The organism is Streptomyces sp. NPDC030840, assembly GCF_055572015.1.
Genome location: NZ_JBVIEE010000012.1, coordinates 59895 through 83100, shown reverse-complemented (window position 1 = coordinate 83100; position 23206 = coordinate 59895). Strand labels below are relative to the sequence as shown.

Genomic DNA, 23206 nt, shown 5'->3' with positions numbered 1-23206 from the left:
GATGAACAGCCCCGAATCGGCCCTGTCGGGCACCGATCTGCGGAGTTGGCTGTGCGCGCGGGTCGCCCACTACGCGCAACTCGACGCCGCCGACATCGACACCACCGCCGCGCTGACGACGTACGGTCTCGACTCGGTCTACGCACTGATCCTCTGCGGCGACATCGAGGACCACCTCGGGCTGGACCTGGAGCCGACCGTGGCCTGGGACCACCCCACGATCGAAGCCCTGGCACGGCACCTGGAGGAGACGCTCGCCCAGGCGTCCCCGTCCGAGGAGATCTGATGACGTCGCTGGAGGAGGTGGCGGCCTACCTGCCTTCGACACGCATGCCCATCGACGAGCTGAGCGACGAACTCGGCCTCAGCGCCGCGGAGATGAAGGTGTACCGGCGCTACCACGGCCTGGCGGAGGTCTGCCGCGAGCCCGGCGGCACGCTCACCGATCTGCTGCTGGCCGCCGCGGGCAAGCTCGACGCGCTGCGCGGCAGAGAGGAGCGGGTGCGGTACGTCATCCAGGCGCGGACCATGCCGGTGGTCGTCCCCCATCCGGTCAACCCCGTGCACGAGGTGCGCGACGCGCTCGGGCTCGGGCACGCCACGGCGTTCGCGCTGACCCACCACGCCTGCGCCTCGGGGCTGCTGGCGGTGGACCTGGCCGGCAAGCTGCTGGCGAGCGATGGTGACCCGGACGCGCTGGCGTTGGTCCTCGCCGGCGAGAAGACCTTCACCCTGGCCGCGCAGATGGTGCCGGGTACGTCCATCAACGGCGAGAGCACGGCCGCCGTGCTCGTCGGGACCCACGACGACCGGGACCGGATGCTCAGCTACGCCGCCCGCACCCACGGCCGCTTCTATGACTGCCTGTCACTCACCCACGAGCTGTCCGTCGAGTACCAGCGGATCTACACCGAGGCGCTGTCCGAGGTCATGGTGGCGGCGGCCGGGAAGGCGGGGCTGGAACTGGGCGACCTGGCCATGATCTTCCCGCACAACGTCAGCCGGCTGTCGTGGGCGCGGCTCGCCAAGCATCTCGGGCTCCCGCTGGAGCGCGTTTTCCTGGACAACGTGCCGGTCACCGGACACTGCTTCTCCGCGGATCCCTTCATCAACTACCGGACCGCCCTCGATCTCGGCCTGCTGCGCCCGGGGGATCGCTATCTGCTCGCCACGGTCGGTCTGGGCTCGACCTTCTCGGCGATGATCTTCGAGCACTGAAAGGGGGCGTGGGCGAGATGAGGGGCAGGGGCGAGATGACCGGCAGTTTCAGCCGCCGCCTGAAGGCGGCCCTGACCGGGACCCGTGACGCGGAGCTGGTGTTCCTCGGCAACTTCGAGGTCGAGGACCAGTGGGCCCGCGGCGAGAGGGGGCTGCCGAGGCTGACGTTCGGCTCGGGCAGCGTCATCGTCAACCGGATGGACGAGTTCGCGCTGCTGCTCGCGGGCAAGGGCGACCACGTCGTGCTGAAGGGCGAACCCGACGCCGACTACCTGAGCCACCTGGAGGAACTCGGATTCGACCTGCCGGGGATGCTCGTGGTGGAGCGCCAGGACCCGGGCAGCACCGTCACCCAGGACGCGCTGGAGGACCGGCCGGTGCTGCGCGAGCTGGGCAGACTCGGTGCTCGCGGTGGCGTCGTCGCCGCACACGGGGTCAGCGAGTTGGAGGAGCGGCTGGCCGAGCGGGCCGGGATCCCGCTGGCCGCCCCGCCGGCGGCGATCTGCAAGGCGGTCAACAGCAAGATCTACAGCCGGCGGCTGGCCACCCAGCTGGGCATCCGGCAGACCCGCGGCTGGACCTGCGCGAGCCTGGCCGAGCTCGACGCGGCGGTCGAGGCCGCCCGCGCTCTGCTCGCCGACGGCCAACGGGTCGTTCTCAAGGACGCCTTCGGCGTCTCGGGCAAGGGCATCGAGGTGGTCGCGGACGAACGCCGCCTGGACCGGCTGCTCCGCATGATCCGCAACCGGGCGCGAAAGGCCGAGGACGACCGGGTCGCCCTGGTGGTGGAGGAGTGGGTGGCCAAGCGAGCCGACCTCAACTACCAGTTCACCGTAGGCCGGGACGGCGGCGTGCACGTCGACTTCGTCAAGGAGGCCCTCACCGAGCGCGGGGTCCACCTGGGCCACCGGATCCCGGCGCGGCTCACCGAGCGGCAGACGGCCGAACTCACGGAGGTCTCCCGGCTGCTGGGCGCGCGGCTGGCCGCCGACGGCTACTTCGGGGTCGTCGGCGTCGACGCGATGGTCGATCCCGACGGTGGCCTCTACCCCGTCGTCGAGATCAACGCGCGCCACAACATGTCCACGTACCAGGCGTCGATCCAGGAAGCCTTCATCGGGTCCGGGAGCACGGCGCTGGTGCGCGGGTACCCCCTGCGGCTGGGCGCGCCGCTGCCGTTCGGGGCGCTCCGCCGCGCCATGGCGGACCTGCTGTTCGACCCCGCCCGGGGCGCCGGGTTGCTGATCAACAACTACGCCACCGTCAACGCGGCCGCGGGGTCCGCAGAACGGGCCACGGGGGTGGATTTCGACGGGCGTCTGTACGGGGTCGTCGTCGCCGACTCGGCGGATCGGGTGGCGGCGCTGGACGACGAGGCCGGCCGCAGGCTGGCCGCGGTCGCGGAGGCCACCAAGCGCTCCGCTGGAGGTACCGCCCTGGGCCGTCAGCCAGCCGCGGCGCCGTCGAGCCGGTCGCTCCCCCACTTCCGGCCTCACTCGAGCGGGGGGACCCCCGGCGCGGCGGGAGCCGCGTACCGATACAGCCCCGCGCCCCTTCAGGGCGCTGCCGAACCGCAGCGGACTTCGCCGGACCCGCGCGGGGAGAGGAACGAGGATGACCGCTGAGTTCGAGGTGCAGGGCGTGCCCGTGTCGGAGCTGGCCGGGCGGTACGGCACCCCGTTGTTCGTCTATGACGGGGCCGCGCTGCGGGACCGGTTCCACGGCCTGCGCGACCGGCTGCACCCGGCGATGGAGATCTTCTACTCGCTCAAGGCCAACCCGAACATCTCGGTCTGCGCGCTGCTCCACTCGTTCGGCGCTCGGGCCGAGGTCTCGTCACTGGTGGAACTGACGACCGCACTCAGAGCCGGCGTGCCACCGCAGCACGTGATCTTCCTCGGCCCGGGCAAGAGCCGGCAGGAGCTGACCGCCTGCCTGGACGCCGGGATCCACGCCGTCGTCTGCGAGTCCCTTCCCGAGGTGGCCCTGGTGGACGAGCTGGCCCGGGACCGGGGCGTGCGCGCGCCGGTCGCGCTGCGCGTCAACCCGCGCTTCGCGGTGAAGCGCTCCGGGCTGGTGATGGGCGGCAAGCCGCGCCAGTTCGGCATCGACGAGGAGGAGTTGTTCGCCCAGCCCGACCTGGTGAAGCGGTTCCCCGACGTCGACCTGATGGGGATGCAGGTGTACATGGGCACCCGCATTCTCGATGAGAACGTCATCGTCGAGAACACCACCCGCATCCTCGGCCTGGCCGAGCGGTTGTCGGCCGCGTTGAACATCGAGTTGCGGACGGTCGATGTGGGCGGCGGTCTGGGCGTCGCCTATTTCGACGGCGAGTCGGACCTCGACGCCGAGGTGCTGACCGACGGGCTCAACCCCGTCATCGAGGACTTCACGGCCCGGCACCCCGGCACGAGGTTGATCATGGAGCTCGGCCGCTACCTCACCGCCGAGGCCGGCACCTACGTGATGGGCGTCCGCTACACCAAGACCTCGATGGGCGAGCGTTTCGCGGTCGCCGACGGCGGCACCCACCACCACATGGCGGCCGTGGGCATCGGCTCGTTCGTCAAGCGCAACTTCCCGATGGCGGTGCTCAACCGGCTCGACGAGCCGCCGACCGAGGAGTGGAACGTCACCGGTCCGCTCTGCACCCCGGGCGACACGATCGGCAAGAGGGTCCCGCTGCCGCCGGTGCGGCCCGGCGACCTGATCGGCGTGCACCGTTCCGGGGCCTACGGCCCGACCGCCTCACCGGGGCTGTTCCTCAGCCATGGCTACCCGGCCGAGGTACTGGTCCACGAGGGGCGGTGCCATCTGATCCGGGAGCGGGACACTCCCGACGACCTCCTGCTGCGGCAGCGGCTCTTCGCCCCGTCCGCGCACGACGCGGCCGATGTCTCGCCCTGACCCGGGACAACACGACACACGAGAGGTGAACGATGAGCCACACCACACCGGACGCCGGCACCGCCGACCTGTACGACCGGGCCGTCGCCACGATCGCTGGCGCGCTCGCCAAGTCGATGCAGGTCGACGCCGCCACCATCGGTGAGAACAGCCGGTTGTTCGACGATCTCGGCCTGGACTCGACGACCGTGCTCGGGCTGCTGATGACGATCGAGGAGGAGCTCGGTATGGAGTTCGACACCGACGATCTCGAGCAGCACCACTTCGAGACGGTGGGGACGCTGGCCGCGCTCGTCCGGGAGCAGGCCGCCGAGCAGGCCGGGTCCTGACCGCCGATGTATCTCAGCACGTCTCCCGGCCCGGCCGGCACGCCGGCGCCTGCCCGGCGGGTGCCGCTGCGCCTGTCGCGGCTGGTCAGCCGGACCTTCTCCGCCGGCAGGCCCTACCTGCCCGATCCGCTGGAGCCGAGCCTGGGCCGGCTGCAGGCCGACCTCGTGCGCCCGTACTCGGTTCGGTTCCGCCCGGAGCTTCTGGAGCGCGGCGAGCGCAATACTTTCATCGAGATGACCCAGGAACTGCTCACCGGCCTGCCCCCGCTGGAGGACCCCCTGGATCTGGTGCTCGTGGCCCACACCGCCCCGGACGCCGATCCGCGCCGATCCACGTCCTGCCATCTGGCCGATGCGCTGCCCGGCGACCCGCTGGCCTTCAACCTCTCCGACCAGGGGACCGCCGCCGGGTTCACGGCCCTGCGTCTGGTCTCGGAGTATGCGGCCGCCGACGACTTCCGGCATGCCCTGGTCGTCCTGCTCGATCAGCGGTCCTTCCTGTACGACACCGCGGGGGCGCCTGACGTGCCGCGGCACGACTGCGCGGTGGCGCTGCTCTTCGGCCCTGAGGGCCGCGCGGGCGAACCGGTGACGCGGCAACTCGCCGGCGTCGCGCCGGACGAGGTCCGCGCGGCGCTCGACACGGTGCTGAACGAGCCGGACGGCGGCGGTGCCGGACGGCCCGTCACTCTCATCACCGGCCAGGGCCTCGACGCCGAGCGGTTCGGGCCAGGGTTCGACGTGCGTCCCGCACCGCCGGGCCGTCCGTGCACCGGCCCCTGGTCGGCCCTGGCGGAAGTGCTTCCCGAGTTCGCGGAAGACGGACCCCGCCACGGCCCCCGCCGCCTGGTCGTCGCCGAATACGACAGCACACTGCGTTACCTGTGCGTGAGCACGATGGATCTCGAGGAGGGGTCATGACCGGCCGTGCGGCTGCTGCCGACGCATGGATCCGGTACCGGCGGACCGCCCGCCATGACGGCCTCGTTCCGGCACTGTCCCTGCTGTGCGGGACCGTCTGCGACGGCACTCCGCCGCGCGGCCCGGGCGGGCATGTGGTGGCGCCCGCCGGCGTCGCCGGTGCCGACAGCGGGGATGTCCTGACGACCATGACGGTGGAGAACGGCACCATTGTCGCGTTGCGGAGCCGGGCCGCACCACCGAGCGGGTCCGAGGCTTCCTGGGCTGCTTGGGTGCTGGGCGTGACCTGCCTGCGCTTCGGCCTCTCGGAGCGGCTGCTCGACGCCGTGCTCGCCCATCTCGGCGGCCGTACCGTCGGCGACGCGAAGCTGCTCCACCAGCAGATGGTCAAGGGCGGCGTCGCGGAGGCGGTGATCGAGCAGTTGGAGATCGAGACCATGCTGGCCGGCGTCACGCCCGGCGAACTCGACGACGGCGTCCTGGCCGGCCTGAACGCCCAGATCACCGAGACCGACCGGATGCTGCTGCGGCTGCTCGGCGCCGTGAGCTTCCTGGCGGACGGGCCGGGGCAGGTCGCCCGGGTGTCCGAACTGATCGCCGACGTCTACTTCGGCCCGGCCCGCGCCGGGGAGCACGGGGGAACGGCATGATCCAGCTGGACGACAGGACGCTGGCGTTCCAGCGCCAGGCCCGCGCATGGGCACAGGAGCTCAAGCCCCTCGCCCTGGAACTCGACCAGGACCCGGACGCGATCCACCGCCATGTGGACCTGCCGATCGTGTCGTACCTGACGACGCGGCTGGTGCCGCCCGAGTTCAATCCCGATCCGGTGGTCGTCGACGGGCATCGCTTCTACGGCACCGGGACCCTGGAGCGGGTCGTTCTCGCCGAGGAGGCGGCAGTCGGCGACGCCGGCATGCTGCTGGCGTCACCGGGGCCGATGATGTCGGGCGTGCTGGTCGATGTCCTGGGCGACGAGCAGCAGAGGAAGTGGTTCTACAGCCGGATCATGGAGAAGCCCACGTGGACCTTCTTCGCACTGACCGAGCCGGACCGCGGCTCGGACGCGGGGGCGATGAACACCACCCTCACTCCGGACGGCGACCACCACTTCGTGCTGCGGGGGGCCAAGCGCTACATCGGCAACGCGGCCCGCGCCGACCTGGGCATCGTCTTCGCCCGCACCCGTCCAGGGCCGCTCGGCGTGACCGCGGTCCTCACCGCTACCTCGGCCGCCGGGTTCACCGCCGATCCCCTGGACACCATCGGCCTGCGCGGCCTGCGCGTCACCGCCGTGACCCTCGACGACGTGCGGGTGCCTGCCGGCCAGGTGCTCGGCAGGCACCTGCGGGCCACCCAGCGGGGCATGTGGGGCGCGGTGCAGGGGCTGAACCGCCTCCGCCCCGGCGTCGCCGCGGTCGGCCTGGGCATCGCGCGGGCCGCGTACGAGTACGTCCTGGACAGCCGGCGCACCCTGAGCGGGGCCGAGCGTCACCGGCTCGACCGTCTCGGCCTCCGCCTGACGGAGCTCCGGCAGCTCATCTGGCGATCGGCGATCGCCGTGGACGCGGGCGAGCCGGCCGCAGGCTCCCTGGCGTCGGCGGCGAAGGCACGGGCGTCGCGCCTCGCCGAGGAGGCGACGCTCGAAGCGCTCGGCTACTTCGGCCCCGGCGCTCGGCTGGAACATCCCCTGCTGGACAAGCTCGCCCGGGACGCCCTTGGTGTGGAGTTCATGGAGGGGACCGGCAACATCCAGAAACTGAACCTGTTCACCGGCCTGGTCCAGGGGAGTCTCCACCGTGACTGAGGCCGGTCTCGTGCCGGCGGGGCCGGGGGCGGTGCGGCGGGAGCTGCGGCGACCGGTCCTGCCGCCGGCCGGGCCGATGGCGCTGGGCGGCGCGGTGGTCGTCGTCGACCGGCAGCGGGACGCCGGCCGCCACGTGCTGGGCCGGGGCCTCATGGGGCTGCTGGCGGCGGGCGACGCGTGGACCGCTGACGAGCCCGTCGCCGCGGTCGGGTTCATCGGCCGCCTGGGGCGGGCCGCGCACGCATGAGAGGGACCAGGACAGACGGCTCTGACACAGTGGAGCCCACGGTGGACGTCTGGACGGTGCCGCTGGACGGGCCGCCGGCCGCGGTGGCGGCGCTGTCCCGGATTCTGTCGGGGCGTGAGGCCGAGCGCGCCGACCGCTGCCGTTTCGCGTCCGACCGCGCACGTTTCGTCATGGCGCATGGAGCGCTGCGGCTGATTCTGGCCGGCTATCTCGATGTTCCTCCGGAGGAACTGCGCCTGCAGCGGGGGCGTCATGGCAAACCGCGGCTCGCGGGCAGCTCCGAGCTGCGCTTCAACCTGTCCCATTCCGGTGAGCTCGGTCTGGTGGCGGTGACCCGGCACGCCGAGGTCGGGGTCGATGTGGATCGGCTGCGGCCGGGCCTGCCGGTCGAGCCGTTCGCCGGGCGCTTCTTCCCCGCGTCGGACGCCCGTTTCGTGGCTGCCGCGGCCGGGCCCACGGAACGCGCCGAACGTTTCCTGCGGCTGTGGACCCGCAAGGAGGCGGTGGTCAAGGCCGCCGGGGCACGCCTCACCCAGGGCCTGGGCCTGACGGTTCTCACCGACGACGGCGTCGTCCGCGATCCGTCCGGGCAGATTCGGGGCACCTGGTCGGTGCGCGATCTGCCGGTGCCGGACGGCTATCTGGCGGCGCTGGCCGTCGCGGGGCCGGTGGCCCCCAGGGTCTCGGTCAGGCATGCCCGTGGATTGGATGCCCTCTGAGCGACGGCTGCGCCAAGGCCGCGCGCCGGCACGGCGGTGTCGATGTCGATGGTGTCGGCCGTGTCAGAGCTGCGTGAGGAGGCGTTCCAACGGCCGGGGAACGCGCTCGAGGTCCAGGCGCGCGACCAGCGCCTGTGCGTAGAGGGCCTTTCGACCGCTGTGGGTGCCCATGAAGCGCCTCAGCTGGTGTTCCACGGGCCGTTCCCGCTGTGCCGGCTGGCTTTGGAAGGTGCGAAAGGGGCGCGTCTCGCCCTGGGCCTCGATCACGTCCTGCACGCTCTCGGCGCCCAGTGCGCGGATCAGCTCGTCCTCCAGGTCCGCGACGCACACGTGGAACCCGAGTGTCTCCAGGTCGGCGTGCGTGAGACCGGACCCGAGCCCGACCCGCTCCAGATGGCGCCGGAAATGCCGCTCCTCACCGATGTCACAGAGACCGGCCAGCGGGAGACCGAGCCCTGGCGGACCGCACACGTCCAGGAAATGCCCGATGTTCGTCGCGCCTCCGAGCGGTACCACGGCGACGCCCTCCGCGCCGAGGTCACGGCCGTAGCGCGTGGCAAGCGCTTCGAGCGCGCCCTGGTCACTGCTCCCCTCGACGAGCACGATCCTCCGCACCCCGCCACCGGCCAGCTCCCGCGCCGCCGCCGCGGCCGCGCCCGCCGCCGCTCCGCCCGCCGCCCACACAGCCAGCGCACGGCAGAACCGCCTCAACTCATCCACGGAACCTCGCTTCCCGGCGCCATCCTGGCACGGCGGAAATCCCGTACGCACGCGCGTTTTTCCGGGGCAGAGCTCGAGGCGTCCATGGAGCGCGCGGAAATCGATCGCGCTCTGCGAGGGCGAGCCATTAGCCTCCGCCTGAGCGTAACGAGGTATGTCACCGCCAAGGGGGGGGAGCCAGGTATGCAGCCTGAGGGCGTGCGGACCGACCGTTTCGGCTTACTGCTCGACCAGTTCGACCGCGCCAGGGAGATGGCACAGGTACGGCTGAAGGGGCTCACCGACGAGGAGTACCTGTGGGAGCCGGTACCCGGTTGCTGGTCGATCCGGCGCCGGGGCGAGGCGACGACGCCCAGGGCCTTCGGGCCGGGTGAATGGGTGCTCGACCTGGGCGCACCGGACATCCCGGCGAACGAGTACGACGAGGTCGCCCGGCAGGCCGCCGGTGGCATGTCCGTCGCGAAGATCGCCGACGACTGGAGCGTGAGCGTCGAGCGGGTCGAGCAGATCCTCAACCACACCGGCCCCGCGGAACCCGACGAAACACCGGTCACCACCATCGCATGGCGGCTGGGACACCTGCACTGCCAGTTCGCGGGCGCCTGGGAGTGGACCTTCGGGGAACGGAGGCAGGACCCGAAACAGATGGTCGACTTCACCCCTTCCGCCTCCGAGACGGTCGAGCGGTTCTGGTCGGTCGTTGACCGCTGGCGCGCCGACGTCGGCACGCTGACCGACGAGCAACTCGACACGGTCGGGTTGTCGCAGTACCCGTACGGCTCCGACGCCGAGGAGCCGTACATCGCCGTGCTGTGGGGAGCCAACCTCGAACTCATCCACCACATGGCCGAGATCGCGCTGCTTCGCGACCTCTGGAGGGCCCGCTTCACCGCTCGCGGGTAGGCCCGGGCCTGCCGCGACGGTCGCGACCAAGTCACCAAGAGCGACATCGGACGGCCACGCGATGACCGACTCCCCCACCGACCACGTTGGCGCGGCCGGCAGGCATCGGTAACCGCGGACATGGCCATCTCTCTCGACGGCTGCGTCGCCGGCACCGGCGTCGCCATCGGCAACCCGGGCGGCGACGAGCCGCTCTTCGACTGTCGAGAGGTGCCTTTGGGCGCCTCGCCGGCCGGCCGGAGCCACTCCGGCCGACCGCCGGCTGAGCCGGCGACCCGTACATGGACCCGTACCGGGCCACCCGCCGTCACGTCGGATCAGGCCTGGTCGGGCACCCACGCCGCCACGAGGTCGAGCAGTCCCGGAAAACGGGAGTTGAGGTCGTCGACACGGACGTGACTGCGCCGCTCCAGACCGTACTGCCGCTGCCGGGTGATGCCCGCCTCGCGCAGGGCCTTGAAGTGGTGGGTGAGAGAGGACTTGGGGCGGTCCAGAGCAAACCAGCCGCACGAGTGGTCGAACGCCTCGGATTCCAGAAGGAGTTTGCGAACGATCCGCAGGCGCAAGGGGTCGCTCAGCGCTCCCAGAACGGTCTCCAGACGCAGGTCCTCGACCGCCGGCTCGGGCAGCGGTTCGGGCAGTGACTCTGGCTCCGGCAGCACTCTGATGGGCGGCACCTCGTGCGCCGTCGACGACATGATGGCTCCTCACAGCCCGGCTCCCTTGTACGACTCCGATCGTACTGGATGCTAAGTTCGAAAGAACTCGTACTGAGCTCGCTGGAGGGAGCGACCCATGCCCGAAAGCCGAACGGCACCCGCGGAGTCCGTGGCCGCACAGGAGAACCCCACGACAGGCGACAAGCCCACAACAGGTGACATGGCCACGGCACGCGAACAGCCCACACCGCGCGGCCGGCCCACCGCGCCGGAACCGACCGGGGGACGCGCGTCCGCCGCGCCCGGCTGGTGGGTGTGGGCGGCGGCGTGGCCGGTCACCGCCGTCTTCGTCCTGTCCAACGCGGCGACACCTCTGTACGTGCTGTGGCAGCACGACCTGGGGTTCTCCAAGGGCACGCTGACCGTGGTCTTCGCGTGCTACATCGTCGGGCTGCTGGGCTCACTGCTCGTGTGCGGCGTCGTCTCCGACCGGCTGGGGCGCAAGCCCGTGCTGCTGCCCGCCCTCGTCCTGGCCCTGGCCGCCTGCGTGATCTTCGCGACGGCCACGACGGTGGCCGCGCTGATCGTGGCCCGGCTGTTCACCGGGATCGCCGTCGGTGCCGTCGTCTCCGCGGGCATGGCCGCCGTGACCGACGTGGCCGGCCCGGAACGAAGGCGACTGGCCGCACTGCTGGCCTCCTGCGCGATGGTCTTCGGGGCGGGTCTGGGACCGCTGCTCGCCGGAGTGCTCTCTCAGACGCTTCCGGCTCCCACCGTGACCGTCTTCCTCGTCGAGATCGCCTTGCTGGCCACCGCGGTCCTCGTAGTCCTGCAGATGCCCGTACGCCGTCCTGCCGCTCCCGCGAAGGGCGCTTGGATGCGCGTGCCCGCCGTACCGCAGGGCAGCGGACTGCACCTCGCCCTGGGCATCGCGGTCTTCGCACCCGGCATCACCGCGACGTCCTTCGTACTGTCGCTCGGCCCGTCGCTGCTGGGCGGGCTCCTCGGCACCACCAGCCGGATCGTCTCCGGGGCCATGGCGTTCGCCATGTTCCTCGCCGCCACCGGTGTTCAGTTCGCGGTCCAGCGGCTGCGTCGGCACACCGTCCTGACGGCGGGAGCGAGCAGCACGGCCCTCAGCATGGTCGCGCTCATCGTCGCCGTGCACGCTTCATCGGTCTCCGTATTCATCGCCTCCGCCCTGCTGGCCGGAGCCGGCCAGGGCATGGGGCAGCTCGGCGGCCTCTCGCTGCTCAACTCCACGGTCTCTCCGCAGCGGCTCGCCGAGGCCAACGCCGCGCTGAACGTGGGCGGTTACGTGCCGGCCGGTCTCCTTCCTGTGTCCGCGGGCTACCTCAGTGACGCCGTGGGACTGACCGACGGGGCGACCGTGTTCGGTACCGTTCTGATGAGCCTGGCCGTCGTGGGCGGGCTTGTGGTCCTGGCCGGACGGCGGCGGGTGTCCGAGCCCTCGTGAACGCTGGAGACCCGTGTGCGTGGCGGCTACCGGCGGGCCCCGTGCGCAGAGGCCGCGCGCGTGGCGCGCACGGCCCTCGGGGCAGTCGGAGCAGGCGGCACCCCAGCAGGCGTACGTGATGTCGCCTCCGGCGGTTGGCTGCGGCGTGGGCACGGCCGGTGTTCGGCTACCACAGGGTGCCCGGCGATCCGTGCCGCGGCGCCGAGTTCAAGGTGCCGGGCCTCGGCCGAGGTGCGGGCGGCGCTGTGGCGGGTCGCCGACCGAACCGGCCGGCGCCGGACGTCGACCAGCCGCAGGTGGCACGGTGGCCGGCGCCTTGCCGCCTGGCCCGGCCAGGCGCCCGTCGCAGGAGTCCGCCCTCTCGGTGCCCGCCGTCGGGGCGGCATCGGCATCAGCGTGTCGTTGGGGCGTCGTGCAGAGTGTTGACCCGGGCTTGGGGTCTGCGCGCGGCCCGGACGATGCGGGACCGGACCGGCAGGAGCCCGACGCGCGCCCGCCCGCCTCGGGGACGCGGGCGGGCGGTCGGCTGTGATGTCCTGCCTCGGCCTGCCCGGTGTGCGTGGGGACCAGGCGTACGGCCTTCCTCACCTGGGATGCGGCCCGCGTTTCAGCCCACGATGATCTCGGCACGCACCGCCGGAGCCCGCCCGGCGAGCATGCCGCCGAAGTTGCCCTCGACCTCCGCCTTCTCCGCCGCGTTCGGGTACGGGTTCGTGCACGCGGTGCCCGCGCTGGAGCCCGACATCAGGCTCGAGCACGGTCCGGGCTTGCGGTCGGGCAGGCCCAGGATGTGCCCGAGTTCGTGGGCGGAGATACGCACCGTGTCGTAGCCCTGGTCGACGGCCTGACGCCCGATGTAGACCGTTCCGTTGCCCAGGGTGGTGGGCAGGGCGCGGGGCCAGCCGTTGTCCGCGAGGACCCGTATGTTCGCGCGTTGCCCGGCGGCGGCCGGCCGCAGTTCGACGGCGTCGACACTCTCGTTCCAGATCGCCGCGCCCCGGTCGACCGCGCTCCTGAACTCCGCGGAACCACCGGCGTCATAGGTCAGGACACGGGCGGCCAGGAAGGCGTCCGCCGTATCGGTGGGAGCGGCCGCAGCCTGGCCGCCCGTCAGGGACAGGGACACCACCACGGCAGCGGCCAGGCCGCCGGCCAGCGTACGGACGTGCATGATCGACCTCCTTGTGGGGGAAGGTAGTCGTGCTCATGACATTCTCTGGTTCACTGCCCGATGATGGTGGCGGAGAATCCGTCAATTCGCAGTGGTTCCGGCCGGATGCCACCTCGGCCGGCTCCGCGCCACTCCGAGCCCGCCCGAAGCGCAGCCGATGACTGTGCGCCGGATCGGGAGTCGTACGCGCTCTCCGGCCACCCCGACCGGCGGCGCTGTCCATGTGGCCGACAGGCTTTGCCATGTCGTTACCGTCTTTTTGTAACCCGCGTCGCAGCCGGTTCGTCTGTCCGTTCGGAGATTTCAGGGCACCATGACCTGCGCGCCCTGAGTCCAGTAACCCGTTGCCTCTGGAGGACTGACGCTGTGACCAGTGAGCGGCTCGCCCAGCGAGTGGCTGTACCGGCGGCAAGAGCGGCCGCCACGGTGGGGCGACGGTTCGACCAACCCAAGGGAGGTTGACGGCTTCTTCGGCTCACGGGGCCCCAGGGCCGTTGGCGGCCCCTGTGGTGCGGGATGCCGTCTTCGATGTTTCGCTGTCCGGCGTCTTCCTTACGGGTAGCCCGTGCGATTGTCGCGCGCGCCTGCTCCGGGACCGTCGGGGGCTTTGGCGGCTGTTGCTTCCGCACAGCGCTGAGAGCCGTTGCCGCCGGTGCAGCCGCTCAGCCGTTTAATCTTGCGACGCTCAACCTCTTGATCTGGCTACGCTGGAAGGAAAACGTGTGAGCGGGAACTTGGTTCGGGGATTCGCGGTGGCCTCTGCCACCGCGGTCACCACTGTCGGCGCCGTTACGGGAGTTGCCCAGAGCAGCACCGGCGAGTCGGTGAACGGCACTGAGGCGACAGCGGCAGACGCGACTCTCCTCGCGGACTTACCCGCGGGACAGCAGGCCCAGGTACAGACGGCCTCCCTGGCTCAGCAGGCCGACGCGCAGGCCATCGCCGCGGACAACAACGCCATAAGAAGCGCGACGGAGGCGGCTCGCAAGCAGGCCGCGAAGGACGCCATCGCCAAGCAGAAGGCGGCCCAGCAGAAGGCGGATCAGCAGAAGGCGGATCAGCAGAAGGCCCTGCAGGACGCCAAGGACCGGCAGGAAGCACAGCAGAAGGCCAGTCGCTCGTCGACGGGCTCCTCCACCATCGCGCCGCGGTCCTCGTACACCATTGCCCAAGTCCAGGCGATAGCACGGCAGATGGTGCCCAGCGATCAGTTCCAGTGCTTCAGCAACATCGTGGACCACGAGTCCGACTGGAACTACAAGGCGGTCAACCCCTCTTCCGGGGCCTACGGTCTCGTACAGGCCTATCCCGGCTCCAAGATGTCATCGGCCGGAGCCGACTGGCGGACCAATCCGGCCACGCAGATCAAGTGGGGCCTGAACTACATGAACGACCGCTACGGCAGCCCCTGCGACGCCTGGGCGTTCTGGCAGGCCAACGGCTCCTACTGAGCCGCCGCCCGACCGAGGCCGCTGGAGCAGCTCAGTCCTGCGAAGCCCCTCACCGTCCCACGGTGAGGGGCTGTCCCATGCGGGCAGGTCGGACAGCGCCACGCCGAGCCCGAAGGACATACAACTCCTCTTCGCCCGGGGGCAGTCGGGGACGAGCATGCGCAGCTCTTGGGCTGTCACGGTGGTGACGCACCAGTCGTCGGCCGTCTGCCGCCTGCCGCCTGCCGCCTGCCGCCTGCCGCCTGCCGCCTGCCGCGCATCGTCGGCGCCACTCCCCTCCGCCCGCCGGGTGGCCGTCCGCCTGGTTGCCGCGGGTCGGCGTCCGTGCGAGCGGACAGGACGTTCCGCGCAGCCGACCCCGCCTCGGCTGCGCGTCCCTGCGCTGCGCGTCCCTGCGCTGCGCGTCGGCACGGCCCGGCCCGACTCGGTGCCGCGCGACGCCCGAACTCACCGAGCCGTCAGATCAGACGCGAGGAACGGGCAGGCCCGTTGCCGGTTCGGCCGTGGGTGGCGGCATGCCCGCGGAGCGCGCCCGCCCGGATGACCAGCCCTCCCCCGCCCCGTACCGGCCTTATCGGTATGCCCAACGACGACAGGCCCGTCCATTGACATGTCCACGAATGCTCCTTATGGTCCGGACCAAACTTCTCTACAGGAACTGCGTTCTCATTCGTGAATAGAAGAGGTCATCGGATGACACGAACCAGAACCGCCCTGCTCAGTGTTCTCGCCCTGCTGGCCGGCCTGCTGAGCGTTCAGTTCAGCGCCCCGGCCCCACGGGCGGCTGCCGCGCCGGCCGCCTTCACACACCCCGGTGTACTGGTCAGCCGGGGCCAACTCGACTACGCCCGGTCGAAAGTGCAGGCCGACCAGCAACCGTGGAAAGCCGCGTACGACGCCATGATGGCCAGCTCCTACGCTTCCCTGTCGCGTACGGCCAAGCCGCGGTCCGTCGTGGAGTGCGGTTCGTCGTCCAACCCCAACCGCGGTTGCACCGACGAGCGTCAGGACGCCATCGCGGCCTACACGCACGCGCTCGCCTGGTACTTCACCCGGGACAGCCGGTACGCCAAGAAGTCGATCGAGATCATGGACGCCTGGTCCGCGACGATCACCGATCACACGAACAGCAACGCCCCACTGCAGACCGGCTGGGCCGGGTCCACCTGGCCGCGCGCCGCCGAAATCATCAAGTACACCTACGACGGGGGCTGGCCGGGTGCCGGCCGCTTCGCGACCATGCTGCGCAACGTGTACCTCCCCGAGGTGATCAACGGCGCGGCGACCAAGAACGGCAACTGGGAACTGGTCATGACCGAGGCGGCGATCGGCATCTCCGTCTTCATCGAGGACCGCTCCAGCTACGACAAGGCCGTCAGCACCTACCTCGCCCGTGTCCCGGCGTACGTCTATCTGAGCAGTGACGGTGACCTGCCCGAGCCGCCCGCGGGCAGCAGCATCGACACCAGGGCCGAGATCATCAGGTACTGGCAGGGGCAGAGCACTTTCACCGACGGCCTCTCCCAGGAGACCTGCCGGGACTTCGGGCACACCGGCTGGGGCATCGCCTCCATGGCGAACGTCGCTGAGACCAGCCGGATCCAGGGCCAGGACCTCTATCCGAGGATTCAGGACCGGCTGCGCCACGCGCTGGGCTTCCACACCTCCTACGAGAACGGCACCGCCGTACCTTCCTGGTTGTGCGGCGGTTCGGTCAACAAGGGCCTCGACCGGGTCACGGAGGTCGGCTTCAACGCCCTCCACAACCGCCTCGGCATCGGCATGTCCCAGACCCAGAGGTACACCGAGGCGCACCGGCCGTCCGGCACGGACAACTACTTCAACGCCTGGGCGACCCTCACACACGCCGGCAACCCCAACTGACCACCGCCCGCCGATGGGGTGCGGCCGGGCCGGACCGAGGACTCCCGCTCTGCCGATGGTGCTGGACCGGAGCAACTGTGTTCGGAGCGACGGGAGTTGATCTGGGAAGCTGTCGCGCAGCCGTTCGCCGGCAGCGGGTGCCGTGGCGGTCTCGCAAGGAGTGCATCGTGACACGGGGCAGCTTCCCGGAACAGGAGATCGACACCGCCAGGCCGCATCCCGCCGGCTCTCCCACGCCGAGGTCGAGCGGTTCTTCGACGGCTTGACCGGGTCGAGCCCGGTCTGGTCCAGGTCCCGTTCTGGCGCCCGGACACTGCGCCGCCGGCACGATCCAAGGAGGTCGGTTTCTACGGGGGCGTGACGCGAAAGGCCGGCTGCTGAGCTGTGCGGGTGGGGCAATAGGCTGCCCCGGACCCCTAAAGAGGTCAGGGAGCAGGCTATGGCCCGACAAGATGGAACCCGCGTCGGGATGGAACTCAACCGGACGCTGCGAGCAGAGATCGACCTGCCGTGTCCGGGCGACGGCAGCGCGTACCGCGAACTGGCCGAACCCTGGTTCACGGCTGCGCTCACCGCACTAGCGGGGCCGCTGCGGGCGGAGTTCACGCCTGACGCGGACTTCTCCGGCCGTGCTGTCGAGCTCAGCCGCGGAGAAGCAGCGCCCGGGGAACTGTGGGCGACCCTGGTGGTGCTGGAACCGGCCAAGCGGCGGCAGAAACCGTACGAGGTCCCCTGGTCCCCGAAGAACTGGAGGGCCTTTCTCCGGGATCTGGAAAGCATGCCCGGTCAAGCGACGATCGTCCTCAGGGCCATCGGCTTCGACGGCCACCCCGACTGGCCGTGGCTCGACGTGTCCGTGGTCAGGGACCGCGACACCCCGGAAGTCGTCTCACTCGTCGCTTCCCGCACCACGGAGGAATTCACCCACCCGCACGTCCGGAGCGAGGCACAGTCCCGCTGGATCGATTTCTTCCGTACTCAGATGCACCGGCATGAGGACATCCTGTACGGAAGCATCGCGGACGACGCCGAATCCGGGACCGGAAGGACCGCACTCGAGGTCGACCTCGGGCTGCTGCTCGAGGACACGTTCCCCGACCTGGGCACCGTCCTGCGGGGATACGCATGGTGGACGGTCTGTTCCCCGGGGGTCGTGTCGGCCCTCGGCGGTGTCGAGGCCCTCCGAGCCAGCGGTGCCTTCCATGAGGTGGAGCCGCTGCCCGGCGGAGGGGCCTCGCTACGGGCGACTGAAAACGTGTGGGACTACGGTGAGGAACGGGTACGCGCGGTCTTCCGCACGCTGGCGCCCGTCCTGCCCGCAGGGGAACCGGTCAAGGGGTTCTCCTCGGACACTCGCAGGCTGGTCTACGAGGACGCGGCAGCCTACCGACCACGCTGAAGCCCGACTGACGCACGTGCGCGGCCGGCCCCTTTCCTGCGGCTCGGCGTCATAGGGGTCGACCATCACGCCAAGGGCTCGGCTGCCAGGTTGGGCTCGCTCGGCGTGGGCCGGACACGGCCCTCACCCACGGCTGGTCCGAAGGTCTGCGCTACAGCGTGCATCCGTGCGCCGATTGACCACCCATATGATCGAGCGACTCATCTATGAACTGATGTCAGGTGCATTGCAACGTCAAGGTTCTCCACCTAGGCTCACGCGGTCTTTCTCATGAACTCCGTTCACATGGATGATTGGAGAGATCGATGAGTGCAAGACCTCGCTTTGCCGCCGTGCTGGTCGCGATGGCCTCCGTCATCGCGGTCGTCCTTCCCACCGCCTCCGCCCACTCCGGGCCGAGGGCCCATCCGGTGCCGAGGACTCCGCAGACCACCGTCCTCGACGGCCAGCGGCTCCAGCAGACGAAGCTCCGGCTCAACAGCGGCGATCAGCGTCTGCGGCGTGCGCTCAAGCAGTTGACGACACGCGCCGACACGTGGCTCGACAAGGGCCCCTGGACAGTCGTCGACAAGCCGCGGCCCGCGCCCAGTGGCGACGTCCACGACTACCTCAGCCAGGCCCCCTACTGGTGGCCCTCACAGCCGAAAACCACCGACAACCCCTGGGGGTGCCCGTACGTCCAGCGCGACGGCGAGCGCAATCCGGAGGTCGACACCGGAACCGACCGCCAGGACGTGGAGAAGGTCTTCGACTCCACGTACGACCTCACGCTCGCCTGGTACTACACCGGCGAGCGGAAGTACGCGCGGAAGGCCGCCTCGGTACTGCGCACCTGGTTCCTCGACCCGGCCACCCGGATGAACCCCCACCTGAACCACGCCCAGTTCATCCCCTGCAAGTACGACGGCCGGGCCATCGGCATCATCGACTTCTCACAGTCCTTCACCAGCGTCCTCGACGCCGTCGCGATCCTGAACACGGGCGCCCCCGGCTGGACCCGCCAGGACCGCTCCGCGATGCACGCCTGGAACGTCGACTTCCGCGACTGGCTGGCGAACAGCGCCTTCGGCAAGGAGGAAGGCGCCGCCGGGAACAACCACGGCACCTTCCATGACATGCAGCTCGCCGCCCTCGCCCATGCGACCGGCGACAAGGCGCTGGCGCGCCGGATCGTCCTCGACGCCCGCGCCAAGCGGATCGACCGGCAGATCGCCGCGGACGGCAGCCAGCCGCAGGAGCTCACCCGGACGCGAAGCTGGCACTACTCGACGTTCTCCCTGGTCGCGTACACACGCCTGGCCGCCATCGGACGGCAGGTGGGAGTGAATCTGTGGTCGCACCAGGGGCCCGACGGGCAAAGCCTGTCCAAGGCGGTCGGCTACCTGCTGCCCGCCGCCTCGGGAGCCGCGCCGTGGCCGCACCCCGACCTGGACTTCCGCCGGTACGCGGCCACCGACGTCGTACACGCGGCAGCGGACGCCGGGAACCGCGAAGCACGGGCGGTGGAGGCACGGCTTGAGCCGCCGCCCGGCGGTGACCTCTGGGTGCTGAGACCCGCGGCGGAGCAGTTGGACTCGATCGCGGGGTGAGCGGCCGCGTCGGTGAGGGCTGACGGGGTGGGTCGGTCGAGCGGCGCTGCTCTGCGAGTACCGCCGGGCGACCGACGTACCGGATGCCGTCGAAGAGCGGCGAACCAACCGTCATACGGCTGAACGCGATGCTCATGTGGCCAAGTCGCCCGGCGACGAGGGTGGTCGGGCGGCCAGGGCCGGGCAGCAGGGCGCGGGCGGCGGTGCCCCTGCGGCAGTATGACCTCGTGACCCTCAGAACCGAGTCCCATGATGGCGTGGCCGATCCGGTGCGGATCCGTCTGGCGGCGGCCGGGGCCGCGATGGTGACGGTCGGCGCGGGGCTGGGGCTCAGGGCCGCTGCGGCGGGGGACGTGGCCAAGTACGCTGGAGACGCTCTCTACACCGTCCTGCTCCTTACGCTCGTCGTTCTGGTGAGGCCGCAGGTCACGCCCCTGAGGGCCGCGGGGAGCGCGCTGGCCGCCAGTTGGGCGGTGGAGTTCCTCCAACTCAGCCAGGTGCCGGCGGAACTCTCCCAGCGCAGTGGTTTCGCCCGCCTCGTGCTCGGCTCCACCTTCAATCCTCCCGACCTGTTCTGGTACGCGGTGGGCGCGGCGGCGGGCTGGCTCGTTCATACGGTGACGCACAGACTGGTGCGCCGTCAGCGACCGGCTCGGACACTGTCCTGGTCCGAGGGGGCTGGGGTCAGGCGGCGGACGCGCCGCCCACCGCGTCGGTCCGCGCCTGCTCCGCCAGGCGCCGCCGGGCGTCGTCCCAGGTGATCGGCAGCCCGCTGGTGTCGACCTCCCAGAAGGTGAAGGTGGACGTGCGCATGGTCGACCGCAGCGATGTCATGATGCCGCGGTGCGGTTCGGCCCTGGCGTAGGCGTACAGCGCGTCGCGGTCCTCCCAGGCGGACAGCGTGTAGAAGACGCGCTTGAACGGCTGGGCGACGAGGGAGGCCCCGTACGCGCCGGGAGCGGTGCGCACCTGACCCCAGGCGGCCAGGGAGCGCAGGAGGAAACGGGGGACGTCCCTGGGCGACCGCACTTCGAAGCGGGACGCCATGACGAACGCCGTGCCGTGGGTCGGGGGCGGGTTCGGGATGGTCCAGGGAAGTGTGGGCACCGTACTCTCTCCTTCAGGAGTGGCGAGTGACACTATCCATAGTAGACAGTGACGCTTCCCGTTATCCAGTGGATAATGCGAACAGGAACGAGGAGGAAGCCGATCCGGATGCGCATCTCCGAGCTGAGCCGCCGCAGTGGGGTCTCCATCCCCACGATCAAGTACTACCTGCGGGACGGTCTGCTGCCCCCGGGCCGGGCCACGGCCGCCAACCAGGCCGACTACGACGACAGCCACGTGCGCCGGCTGCGGCTGATCCGCTCCCTGATCGGGGTGCGGGGCCTGTCGGTGAGCGCCACCAAGGACGTACTGGCCGCCGTGGACGATCAGCGGGACAACGTCCATCTGCTGCTCGGCATCGTGCTCGGCGTCCTGCCCGCCACGCGTCCCGGCGAACGGGACGACTCGGCGCACGCCCCCGCCACCGGCGGCGGGGCGGACGCCGACGCCGACGGTCCCGGCCTGACCGAAGTGGCGGCCCTGACCGCAGAGATGGGCTGGAAGACCCATCCCAACGCGCCCGCGGCTCAGGTGGTCGCGGAGACCCTCCAGACGCTGCGCGCCCTCGGGGTGGACTTCGACTGGCGCTCCCTGCTGCCGTACGCCGAACTCGCCGACCGCACCGCGGCACTGGACCTCGACCAGCTCACGGACGCGGGCGACCCGCTGCAACAGGCCGAACGCGCCGTCCTGCTGACCGTCCTGCTGGAACCCGCGCTGCTGGCCCTGCGGCGACTCGCGCAGGAACACCACTCGGCTCGGCGGTACGGCGGCGGGTGACGGCCGCGCCACCCGGCCGCCCGCCGCCCGCCGTCCGGCCGCCCGGCCGCCCGAACCGGCGCCGGTCGCCTGACGCCATGCCCCTGTCGCGCGGCACGGCGCGGCGACGTTGGCGAGCGGCGGCACACCGGGCTCAGCGCGACCAGGACACCGACGAGGAGGGCTGCGCCTCCCGGACGGCGCGACCAAGGTCTCGGACTGATGCGACCGCCGCGGGGCGTCCGCTGGGTGTCGGCCACGAACGGGCATGCGCCGCGACGAACTCGCTCGCCTGCTGCCGGACACCGGCCGCGGTCTCCAGCCCCTGGCGGCCCCACGCGTCGCCGCGATGGGCACTCCGGCACGGTCGATGTCGGCGACCGTGGTGACGGCCGCGTCGCCGGGCACGGCGAACACCGCCTCGATCACGATGAGGCCCGGGGCACGTCCGTGGGCGCGAGATCCCTGGTGACGGCGGCCGGCGGATGCCGACAGTGCCGTCCTGATGGCGCGGCCCTGCACGACTCCCGACGCCGGAGCCCCGAGCGCGGGCCCGGCCACGCCGCTGACACGGCAGACCGCCTGGTCCGTCCTCGCTTCACTGCGGCGGGGCAGGGTGTGTACGCCGGCTCAGCCCAGGCACGGCAGGCGCCTGCCCAGGTCCGCGCACCTCTGCTCCCGTTCCCGCCATACATGCGATCAGCGATGAGGGCTACTCGCAATGGCACACCGGCGACGGCGCCGCACGCGGACGCCCCGCCATCCCGTCATCGAGGAAGGGCTCGCATGCGAACTGTCGGAGTCGAGGAGGAGCTCATTCTCGTGGACCCGGGCACAGGGGAGCCTCGAGCGGTCTCCGGGGCAGTGCTCGCCCTCGCGCCCGACGACGGGCTGGAACAGGAACTCCAACTCGAACAGTTGGAGGTCGCGACCCGGCCCCAGTCCGCGATGAGCGAGCTGTCCAAGGAGATCAAGCGCTGGCGTGCCGAGGCCACCCGACGTGCGGAGCAGGTCGGCGCCGTCCCGGTGGCCCTCGCCACGTCCCCTCTGCCCGTGTATCCCTCGCTCACTTCCAGTGAGCGTTACCGCTGGATGCGGGAGGAATACGCGCTGACCGCGCAGGAACAGCTCACCTGCGGCTGCCACATCCACGTGAGTGTCGAGTCCGACGAAGAAGGCGTCGGGGTGCTCGACCGCATCCGGCCCTGGCTCGCCCCCCTCGTGGCACTGAGCAGCAACTCGCCGTTCTGGCATGGCCGCGATACCGGCTACAGCAGCTATCGCAGCCGGGTCTGGGGCCGATGGCCCTCCGCGGGCCCGATGGAGATCTTCGGCTCGGCCGAGCGGTACCGCCGGCAGGTGCGCACCATGCTCGGCACGGGTGCGCTGCTCGACGAGGGCATGATCTACTTCGACGCGCGGCTCTCCCGCCACTACCCGACCGTCGAGGTGCGCGTCGCGGACGTGTGCATGGAGGCCGAGGACGCCGTCCTGCTCGCCACGCTGGTACGGGCCCTGGTGGAGACCGCCGCCCGTGAGTGGCGCACCGGGCAACCTCCCGAACCCGCTGGGATCGGTCTGTTGCGACTCGCCTCCTGGCGCGCCGGGCGCTCCGGCCTCGACGCCGACCTCGTCCAGCCGCTGATCTGGACCCCGGCGCCGGCGGAGACGGTGCTGCGGGCACTGCTCGATCATGTCCGGGAGGCGCTGGACGAGGCGGGAGACCTGGAGTCCGCGGAGGGACATCTCGCGGAGCTGCTGCAGCGCGGGAGCGGGGCACGGCGCCAGCGGGAGGTCTTCGAACGGACCAGCGAACTCCGAGCGGTCGTCCTGGACTGCGCGGCCCGCACGGCGGCCTAGCCCGGCCTCGCCACGGGCCGGTGCGGGTGCACCTGCCGATGATCATCGACAGTGCTCCTCGCGAGAGGAGCGCACG

Annotated in this window: 24 protein-coding genes and 1 pseudogene; 21 read left to right on the top strand and 4 right to left on the bottom strand. The window is 70.9% G+C overall.

The features are described from left to right. Position 1 precedes the first annotated feature (1 nt). From ACZ49J_RS25135 to ACZ49J_RS25090, 10 genes are read left to right on the top strand one after another with little or no spacing between them, the layout of a single operon-like run. Positions 2–286 (top strand): acyl carrier protein, encoded by a 285-nt coding sequence (locus ACZ49J_RS25135; protein WP_467451750.1) that lies wholly within the window; start codon positions 2–4, stop codon positions 284–286. Then, positions 286–1218: a 3-oxoacyl-[acyl-carrier-protein] synthase III C-terminal domain-containing protein gene (locus tag ACZ49J_RS25130; RefSeq protein WP_467451751.1), complete on the top strand. Its 933-nt coding sequence runs from the start codon at positions 286–288 to the stop codon at positions 1216–1218. Before ACZ49J_RS25135 ends, ACZ49J_RS25130 begins: the two co-directional genes overlap by 1 nt. Positions 1219–1253: 35 nt before the next feature. Beyond that, a complete protein-coding gene (locus ACZ49J_RS25125; RefSeq protein ID WP_467451752.1) occupies positions 1254–2843 on the top strand; it encodes a preATP grasp domain-containing protein in 1590 nt (529 codons plus the stop codon). Further along, the gene (locus ACZ49J_RS25120) at positions 2833–4128 is read left to right on the top strand and encodes a type III PLP-dependent enzyme (RefSeq protein WP_467451753.1); all 1296 of its coding nucleotides are present in this window, start codon (positions 2833–2835) and stop codon (positions 4126–4128) included. Before ACZ49J_RS25125 ends, ACZ49J_RS25120 begins: the two co-directional genes overlap by 11 nt. Before the next feature lie 32 nt (positions 4129–4160). Beyond that, positions 4161–4457 (top strand): acyl carrier protein, encoded by a 297-nt coding sequence (locus ACZ49J_RS25115; protein ID WP_467451754.1) that lies wholly within the window; start codon positions 4161–4163, stop codon positions 4455–4457. 6 nt (positions 4458–4463) lie between these two features. Beyond that, a complete protein-coding gene (locus ACZ49J_RS25110; protein WP_467451755.1) occupies positions 4464–5378 on the top strand; it encodes a hypothetical protein in 915 nt (304 codons plus the stop codon). Then, the gene (locus ACZ49J_RS25105; protein WP_467451756.1) at positions 5375–6028 is read left to right on the top strand and encodes a hypothetical protein; all 654 of its coding nucleotides are present in this window, start codon (positions 5375–5377) and stop codon (positions 6026–6028) included. Before ACZ49J_RS25110 ends, ACZ49J_RS25105 begins: the two co-directional genes overlap by 4 nt. Further along, positions 6025–7185, top strand: coding sequence for an acyl-CoA dehydrogenase family protein (locus ACZ49J_RS25100; protein ID WP_467451757.1), 1161 nt, complete (start codon positions 6025–6027; stop codon positions 7183–7185). Before ACZ49J_RS25105 ends, ACZ49J_RS25100 begins: the two co-directional genes overlap by 4 nt. After that, positions 7178–7432 carry a hypothetical protein gene (locus ACZ49J_RS25095; RefSeq protein ID WP_467451758.1) on the top strand — a complete coding sequence of 85 codons (255 nt, stop codon included), beginning with the start codon at positions 7178–7180 and terminating at the stop codon, positions 7430–7432. The genes ACZ49J_RS25100 and ACZ49J_RS25095 overlap by 8 nt, the downstream gene beginning before the upstream one ends. Positions 7433–7473: 41 nt before the next feature. After that, complete coding sequence (locus ACZ49J_RS25090) at positions 7474–8151, top strand: 4'-phosphopantetheinyl transferase family protein (RefSeq protein ID WP_467451759.1); 678 nt, start codon at positions 7474–7476, stop codon at positions 8149–8151. Positions 8152–8214: 63 nt separating this feature from the next. Here ACZ49J_RS25090 and ACZ49J_RS25085 read toward each other — a convergent pair whose 3' ends face one another. Continuing rightward, positions 8215–8871 carry a TOPRIM nucleotidyl transferase/hydrolase domain-containing protein gene (locus tag ACZ49J_RS25085; protein ID WP_467451760.1) on the bottom strand — a complete coding sequence of 219 codons (657 nt, stop codon included), beginning with the start codon at positions 8869–8871 and terminating at the stop codon, positions 8215–8217. A gap of 183 nt (positions 8872–9054) precedes the next feature. Between ACZ49J_RS25085 and ACZ49J_RS25080 the strand changes: the two genes are divergently transcribed. Then, the gene (locus tag ACZ49J_RS25080; RefSeq protein ID WP_467451761.1) at positions 9055–9774 is read left to right on the top strand and encodes a DinB family protein; all 720 of its coding nucleotides are present in this window, start codon (positions 9055–9057) and stop codon (positions 9772–9774) included. 317 nt (positions 9775–10091) lie between these two features. On the opposite strand, the gene ACZ49J_RS25075 is transcribed toward ACZ49J_RS25080, so the two are convergent. Continuing rightward, a complete protein-coding gene (locus ACZ49J_RS25075) occupies positions 10092–10472 on the bottom strand; it encodes an ArsR/SmtB family transcription factor (protein WP_467451762.1) in 381 nt (126 codons plus the stop codon). Positions 10473–10653: 181 nt separating this feature from the next. On the opposite strand from ACZ49J_RS25075, the gene ACZ49J_RS25070 reads away from it, so the two are divergent. Further along, positions 10654–11910: an MFS transporter gene (locus ACZ49J_RS25070; RefSeq protein WP_467451837.1), complete on the top strand. Its 1257-nt coding sequence runs from the start codon at positions 10654–10656 to the stop codon at positions 11908–11910. 607 nt (positions 11911–12517) lie between these two features. On the opposite strand, the gene ACZ49J_RS25065 is transcribed toward ACZ49J_RS25070, so the two are convergent. Then, the gene (locus ACZ49J_RS25065) at positions 12518–13081 is read right to left on the bottom strand and encodes a snapalysin family zinc-dependent metalloprotease (RefSeq protein ID WP_467451763.1); all 564 of its coding nucleotides are present in this window, start codon (positions 13079–13081) and stop codon (positions 12518–12520) included. 722 nt (positions 13082–13803) lie between these two features. Here ACZ49J_RS25065 and ACZ49J_RS25060 point away from each other — a divergent pair. The 6 genes and pseudogenes from ACZ49J_RS25060 to ACZ49J_RS25035 form a co-directional block, all read left to right on the top strand. Beyond that, entirely contained in the window at positions 13804–14532 is a 729-nt protein-coding gene (locus tag ACZ49J_RS25060) for an aggregation-promoting factor C-terminal-like domain-containing protein (RefSeq protein WP_467451764.1), read from the top strand. Between the two features lie 693 nt (positions 14533–15225). After that, positions 15226–16416 carry an alginate lyase family protein gene (locus ACZ49J_RS25055; protein ID WP_467451765.1) on the top strand — a complete coding sequence of 397 codons (1191 nt, stop codon included), beginning with the start codon at positions 15226–15228 and terminating at the stop codon, positions 16414–16416. 216 nt (positions 16417–16632) lie between these two features. Beyond that, positions 16633–16797: an SAM-dependent methyltransferase gene (locus ACZ49J_RS25050; protein WP_468350392.1), complete on the top strand. Its 165-nt coding sequence runs from the start codon at positions 16633–16635 to the stop codon at positions 16795–16797. A 58-nt stretch (positions 16798–16855) separates the two neighbouring features. Beyond that, positions 16856–17815 carry a hypothetical protein gene (locus tag ACZ49J_RS25045; RefSeq protein WP_467451766.1) on the top strand — a complete coding sequence of 320 codons (960 nt, stop codon included), beginning with the start codon at positions 16856–16858 and terminating at the stop codon, positions 17813–17815. A 305-nt stretch (positions 17816–18120) separates the two neighbouring features. Then, positions 18121–19404 carry an alginate lyase family protein gene (locus ACZ49J_RS25040; protein WP_467451767.1) on the top strand — a complete coding sequence of 428 codons (1284 nt, stop codon included), beginning with the start codon at positions 18121–18123 and terminating at the stop codon, positions 19402–19404. A gap of 302 nt (positions 19405–19706) precedes the next feature. Further along, positions 19707–20060, top strand: a pseudogene (locus tag ACZ49J_RS25035) (ribosomal maturation YjgA family protein); the annotation flags it as partial. Between the two features lie 28 nt (positions 20061–20088). Here ACZ49J_RS25035 and ACZ49J_RS25030 read toward each other — a convergent pair. Next, a complete protein-coding gene (locus tag ACZ49J_RS25030) occupies positions 20089–20511 on the bottom strand; it encodes a DUF3291 domain-containing protein (protein ID WP_467451768.1) in 423 nt (140 codons plus the stop codon). 108 nt (positions 20512–20619) lie between these two features. On the opposite strand from ACZ49J_RS25030, the gene ACZ49J_RS25025 reads away from it, so the two are divergent. The 3 genes from ACZ49J_RS25025 to ACZ49J_RS25015 all read left to right on the top strand — a co-directional run bounded on the left by ACZ49J_RS25025 (position 20620) and on the right by ACZ49J_RS25015 (position 23130). Continuing rightward, positions 20620–21291, top strand: a complete 672-nt coding sequence (locus tag ACZ49J_RS25025) for a MerR family transcriptional regulator (protein ID WP_467451769.1) — start codon at positions 20620–20622, stop codon at positions 21289–21291. A 247-nt stretch (positions 21292–21538) separates the two neighbouring features. Next, positions 21539–21742 (top strand): hypothetical protein, encoded by a 204-nt coding sequence (locus ACZ49J_RS25020; protein WP_467451770.1) that lies wholly within the window; start codon positions 21539–21541, stop codon positions 21740–21742. A 314-nt stretch (positions 21743–22056) separates the two neighbouring features. After that, on the top strand, positions 22057–23130 hold the full coding sequence (locus ACZ49J_RS25015; protein ID WP_467451771.1) for a glutamate--cysteine ligase: 1074 nt from the start codon (positions 22057–22059) through the stop codon (positions 23128–23130). The last annotated feature ends 76 nt before the right edge of the window (positions 23131–23206 follow it).

Bases quoted from the DNA above. Each gene is read 5' to 3' on its own strand.
- ACZ49J_RS25135 (WP_467451750.1), top strand. From the start codon at position 2: ATGAACAGCCCCGAATCGGCCCTGTCGGGCACCGATCTGCGGAGTTGG.
- ACZ49J_RS25130 (WP_467451751.1), top strand. From the start codon at position 286: ATGACGTCGCTGGAGGAGGTGGCGGCCTACCTGCCTTCGACACGCATG.
- ACZ49J_RS25125 (WP_467451752.1), top strand. From the start codon at position 1,254: ATGACCGGCAGTTTCAGCCGCCGCCTGAAGGCGGCCCTGACCGGGACC.
- ACZ49J_RS25120 (WP_467451753.1), top strand. From the start codon at position 2,833: ATGACCGCTGAGTTCGAGGTGCAGGGCGTGCCCGTGTCGGAGCTGGCC.
- ACZ49J_RS25115 (WP_467451754.1), top strand. From the start codon at position 4,161: ATGAGCCACACCACACCGGACGCCGGCACCGCCGACCTGTACGACCGG.
- ACZ49J_RS25110 (WP_467451755.1), top strand. From the start codon at position 4,464: ATGTATCTCAGCACGTCTCCCGGCCCGGCCGGCACGCCGGCGCCTGCC.
- ACZ49J_RS25105 (WP_467451756.1), top strand. From the start codon at position 5,375: ATGACCGGCCGTGCGGCTGCTGCCGACGCATGGATCCGGTACCGGCGG.
- ACZ49J_RS25100 (WP_467451757.1), top strand. From the start codon at position 6,025: ATGATCCAGCTGGACGACAGGACGCTGGCGTTCCAGCGCCAGGCCCGC.
- ACZ49J_RS25080 (WP_467451761.1), top strand. From the start codon at position 9,055: ATGCAGCCTGAGGGCGTGCGGACCGACCGTTTCGGCTTACTGCTCGAC.
- ACZ49J_RS25075 (WP_467451762.1), bottom strand. From the start codon at position 10,472: ATGTCGTCGACGGCGCACGAGGTGCCGCCCATCAGAGTGCTGCCGGAG.
- ACZ49J_RS25070 (WP_467451837.1), top strand. From the start codon at position 10,654: ATGGCCACGGCACGCGAACAGCCCACACCGCGCGGCCGGCCCACCGCG.
- ACZ49J_RS25065 (WP_467451763.1), bottom strand. From the start codon at position 13,081: ATGCACGTCCGTACGCTGGCCGGCGGCCTGGCCGCTGCCGTGGTGGTG.
- ACZ49J_RS25055 (WP_467451765.1), top strand. From the start codon at position 15,226: ATGACACGAACCAGAACCGCCCTGCTCAGTGTTCTCGCCCTGCTGGCC.
- ACZ49J_RS25045 (WP_467451766.1), top strand. From the start codon at position 16,856: ATGGCCCGACAAGATGGAACCCGCGTCGGGATGGAACTCAACCGGACG.
- ACZ49J_RS25040 (WP_467451767.1), top strand. From the start codon at position 18,121: ATGAGTGCAAGACCTCGCTTTGCCGCCGTGCTGGTCGCGATGGCCTCC.
- ACZ49J_RS25025 (WP_467451769.1), top strand. From the start codon at position 20,620: ATGCGCATCTCCGAGCTGAGCCGCCGCAGTGGGGTCTCCATCCCCACG.
- ACZ49J_RS25020 (WP_467451770.1), top strand. From the start codon at position 21,539: ATGCGCCGCGACGAACTCGCTCGCCTGCTGCCGGACACCGGCCGCGGT.
- ACZ49J_RS25015 (WP_467451771.1), top strand. From the start codon at position 22,057: ATGCGAACTGTCGGAGTCGAGGAGGAGCTCATTCTCGTGGACCCGGGC.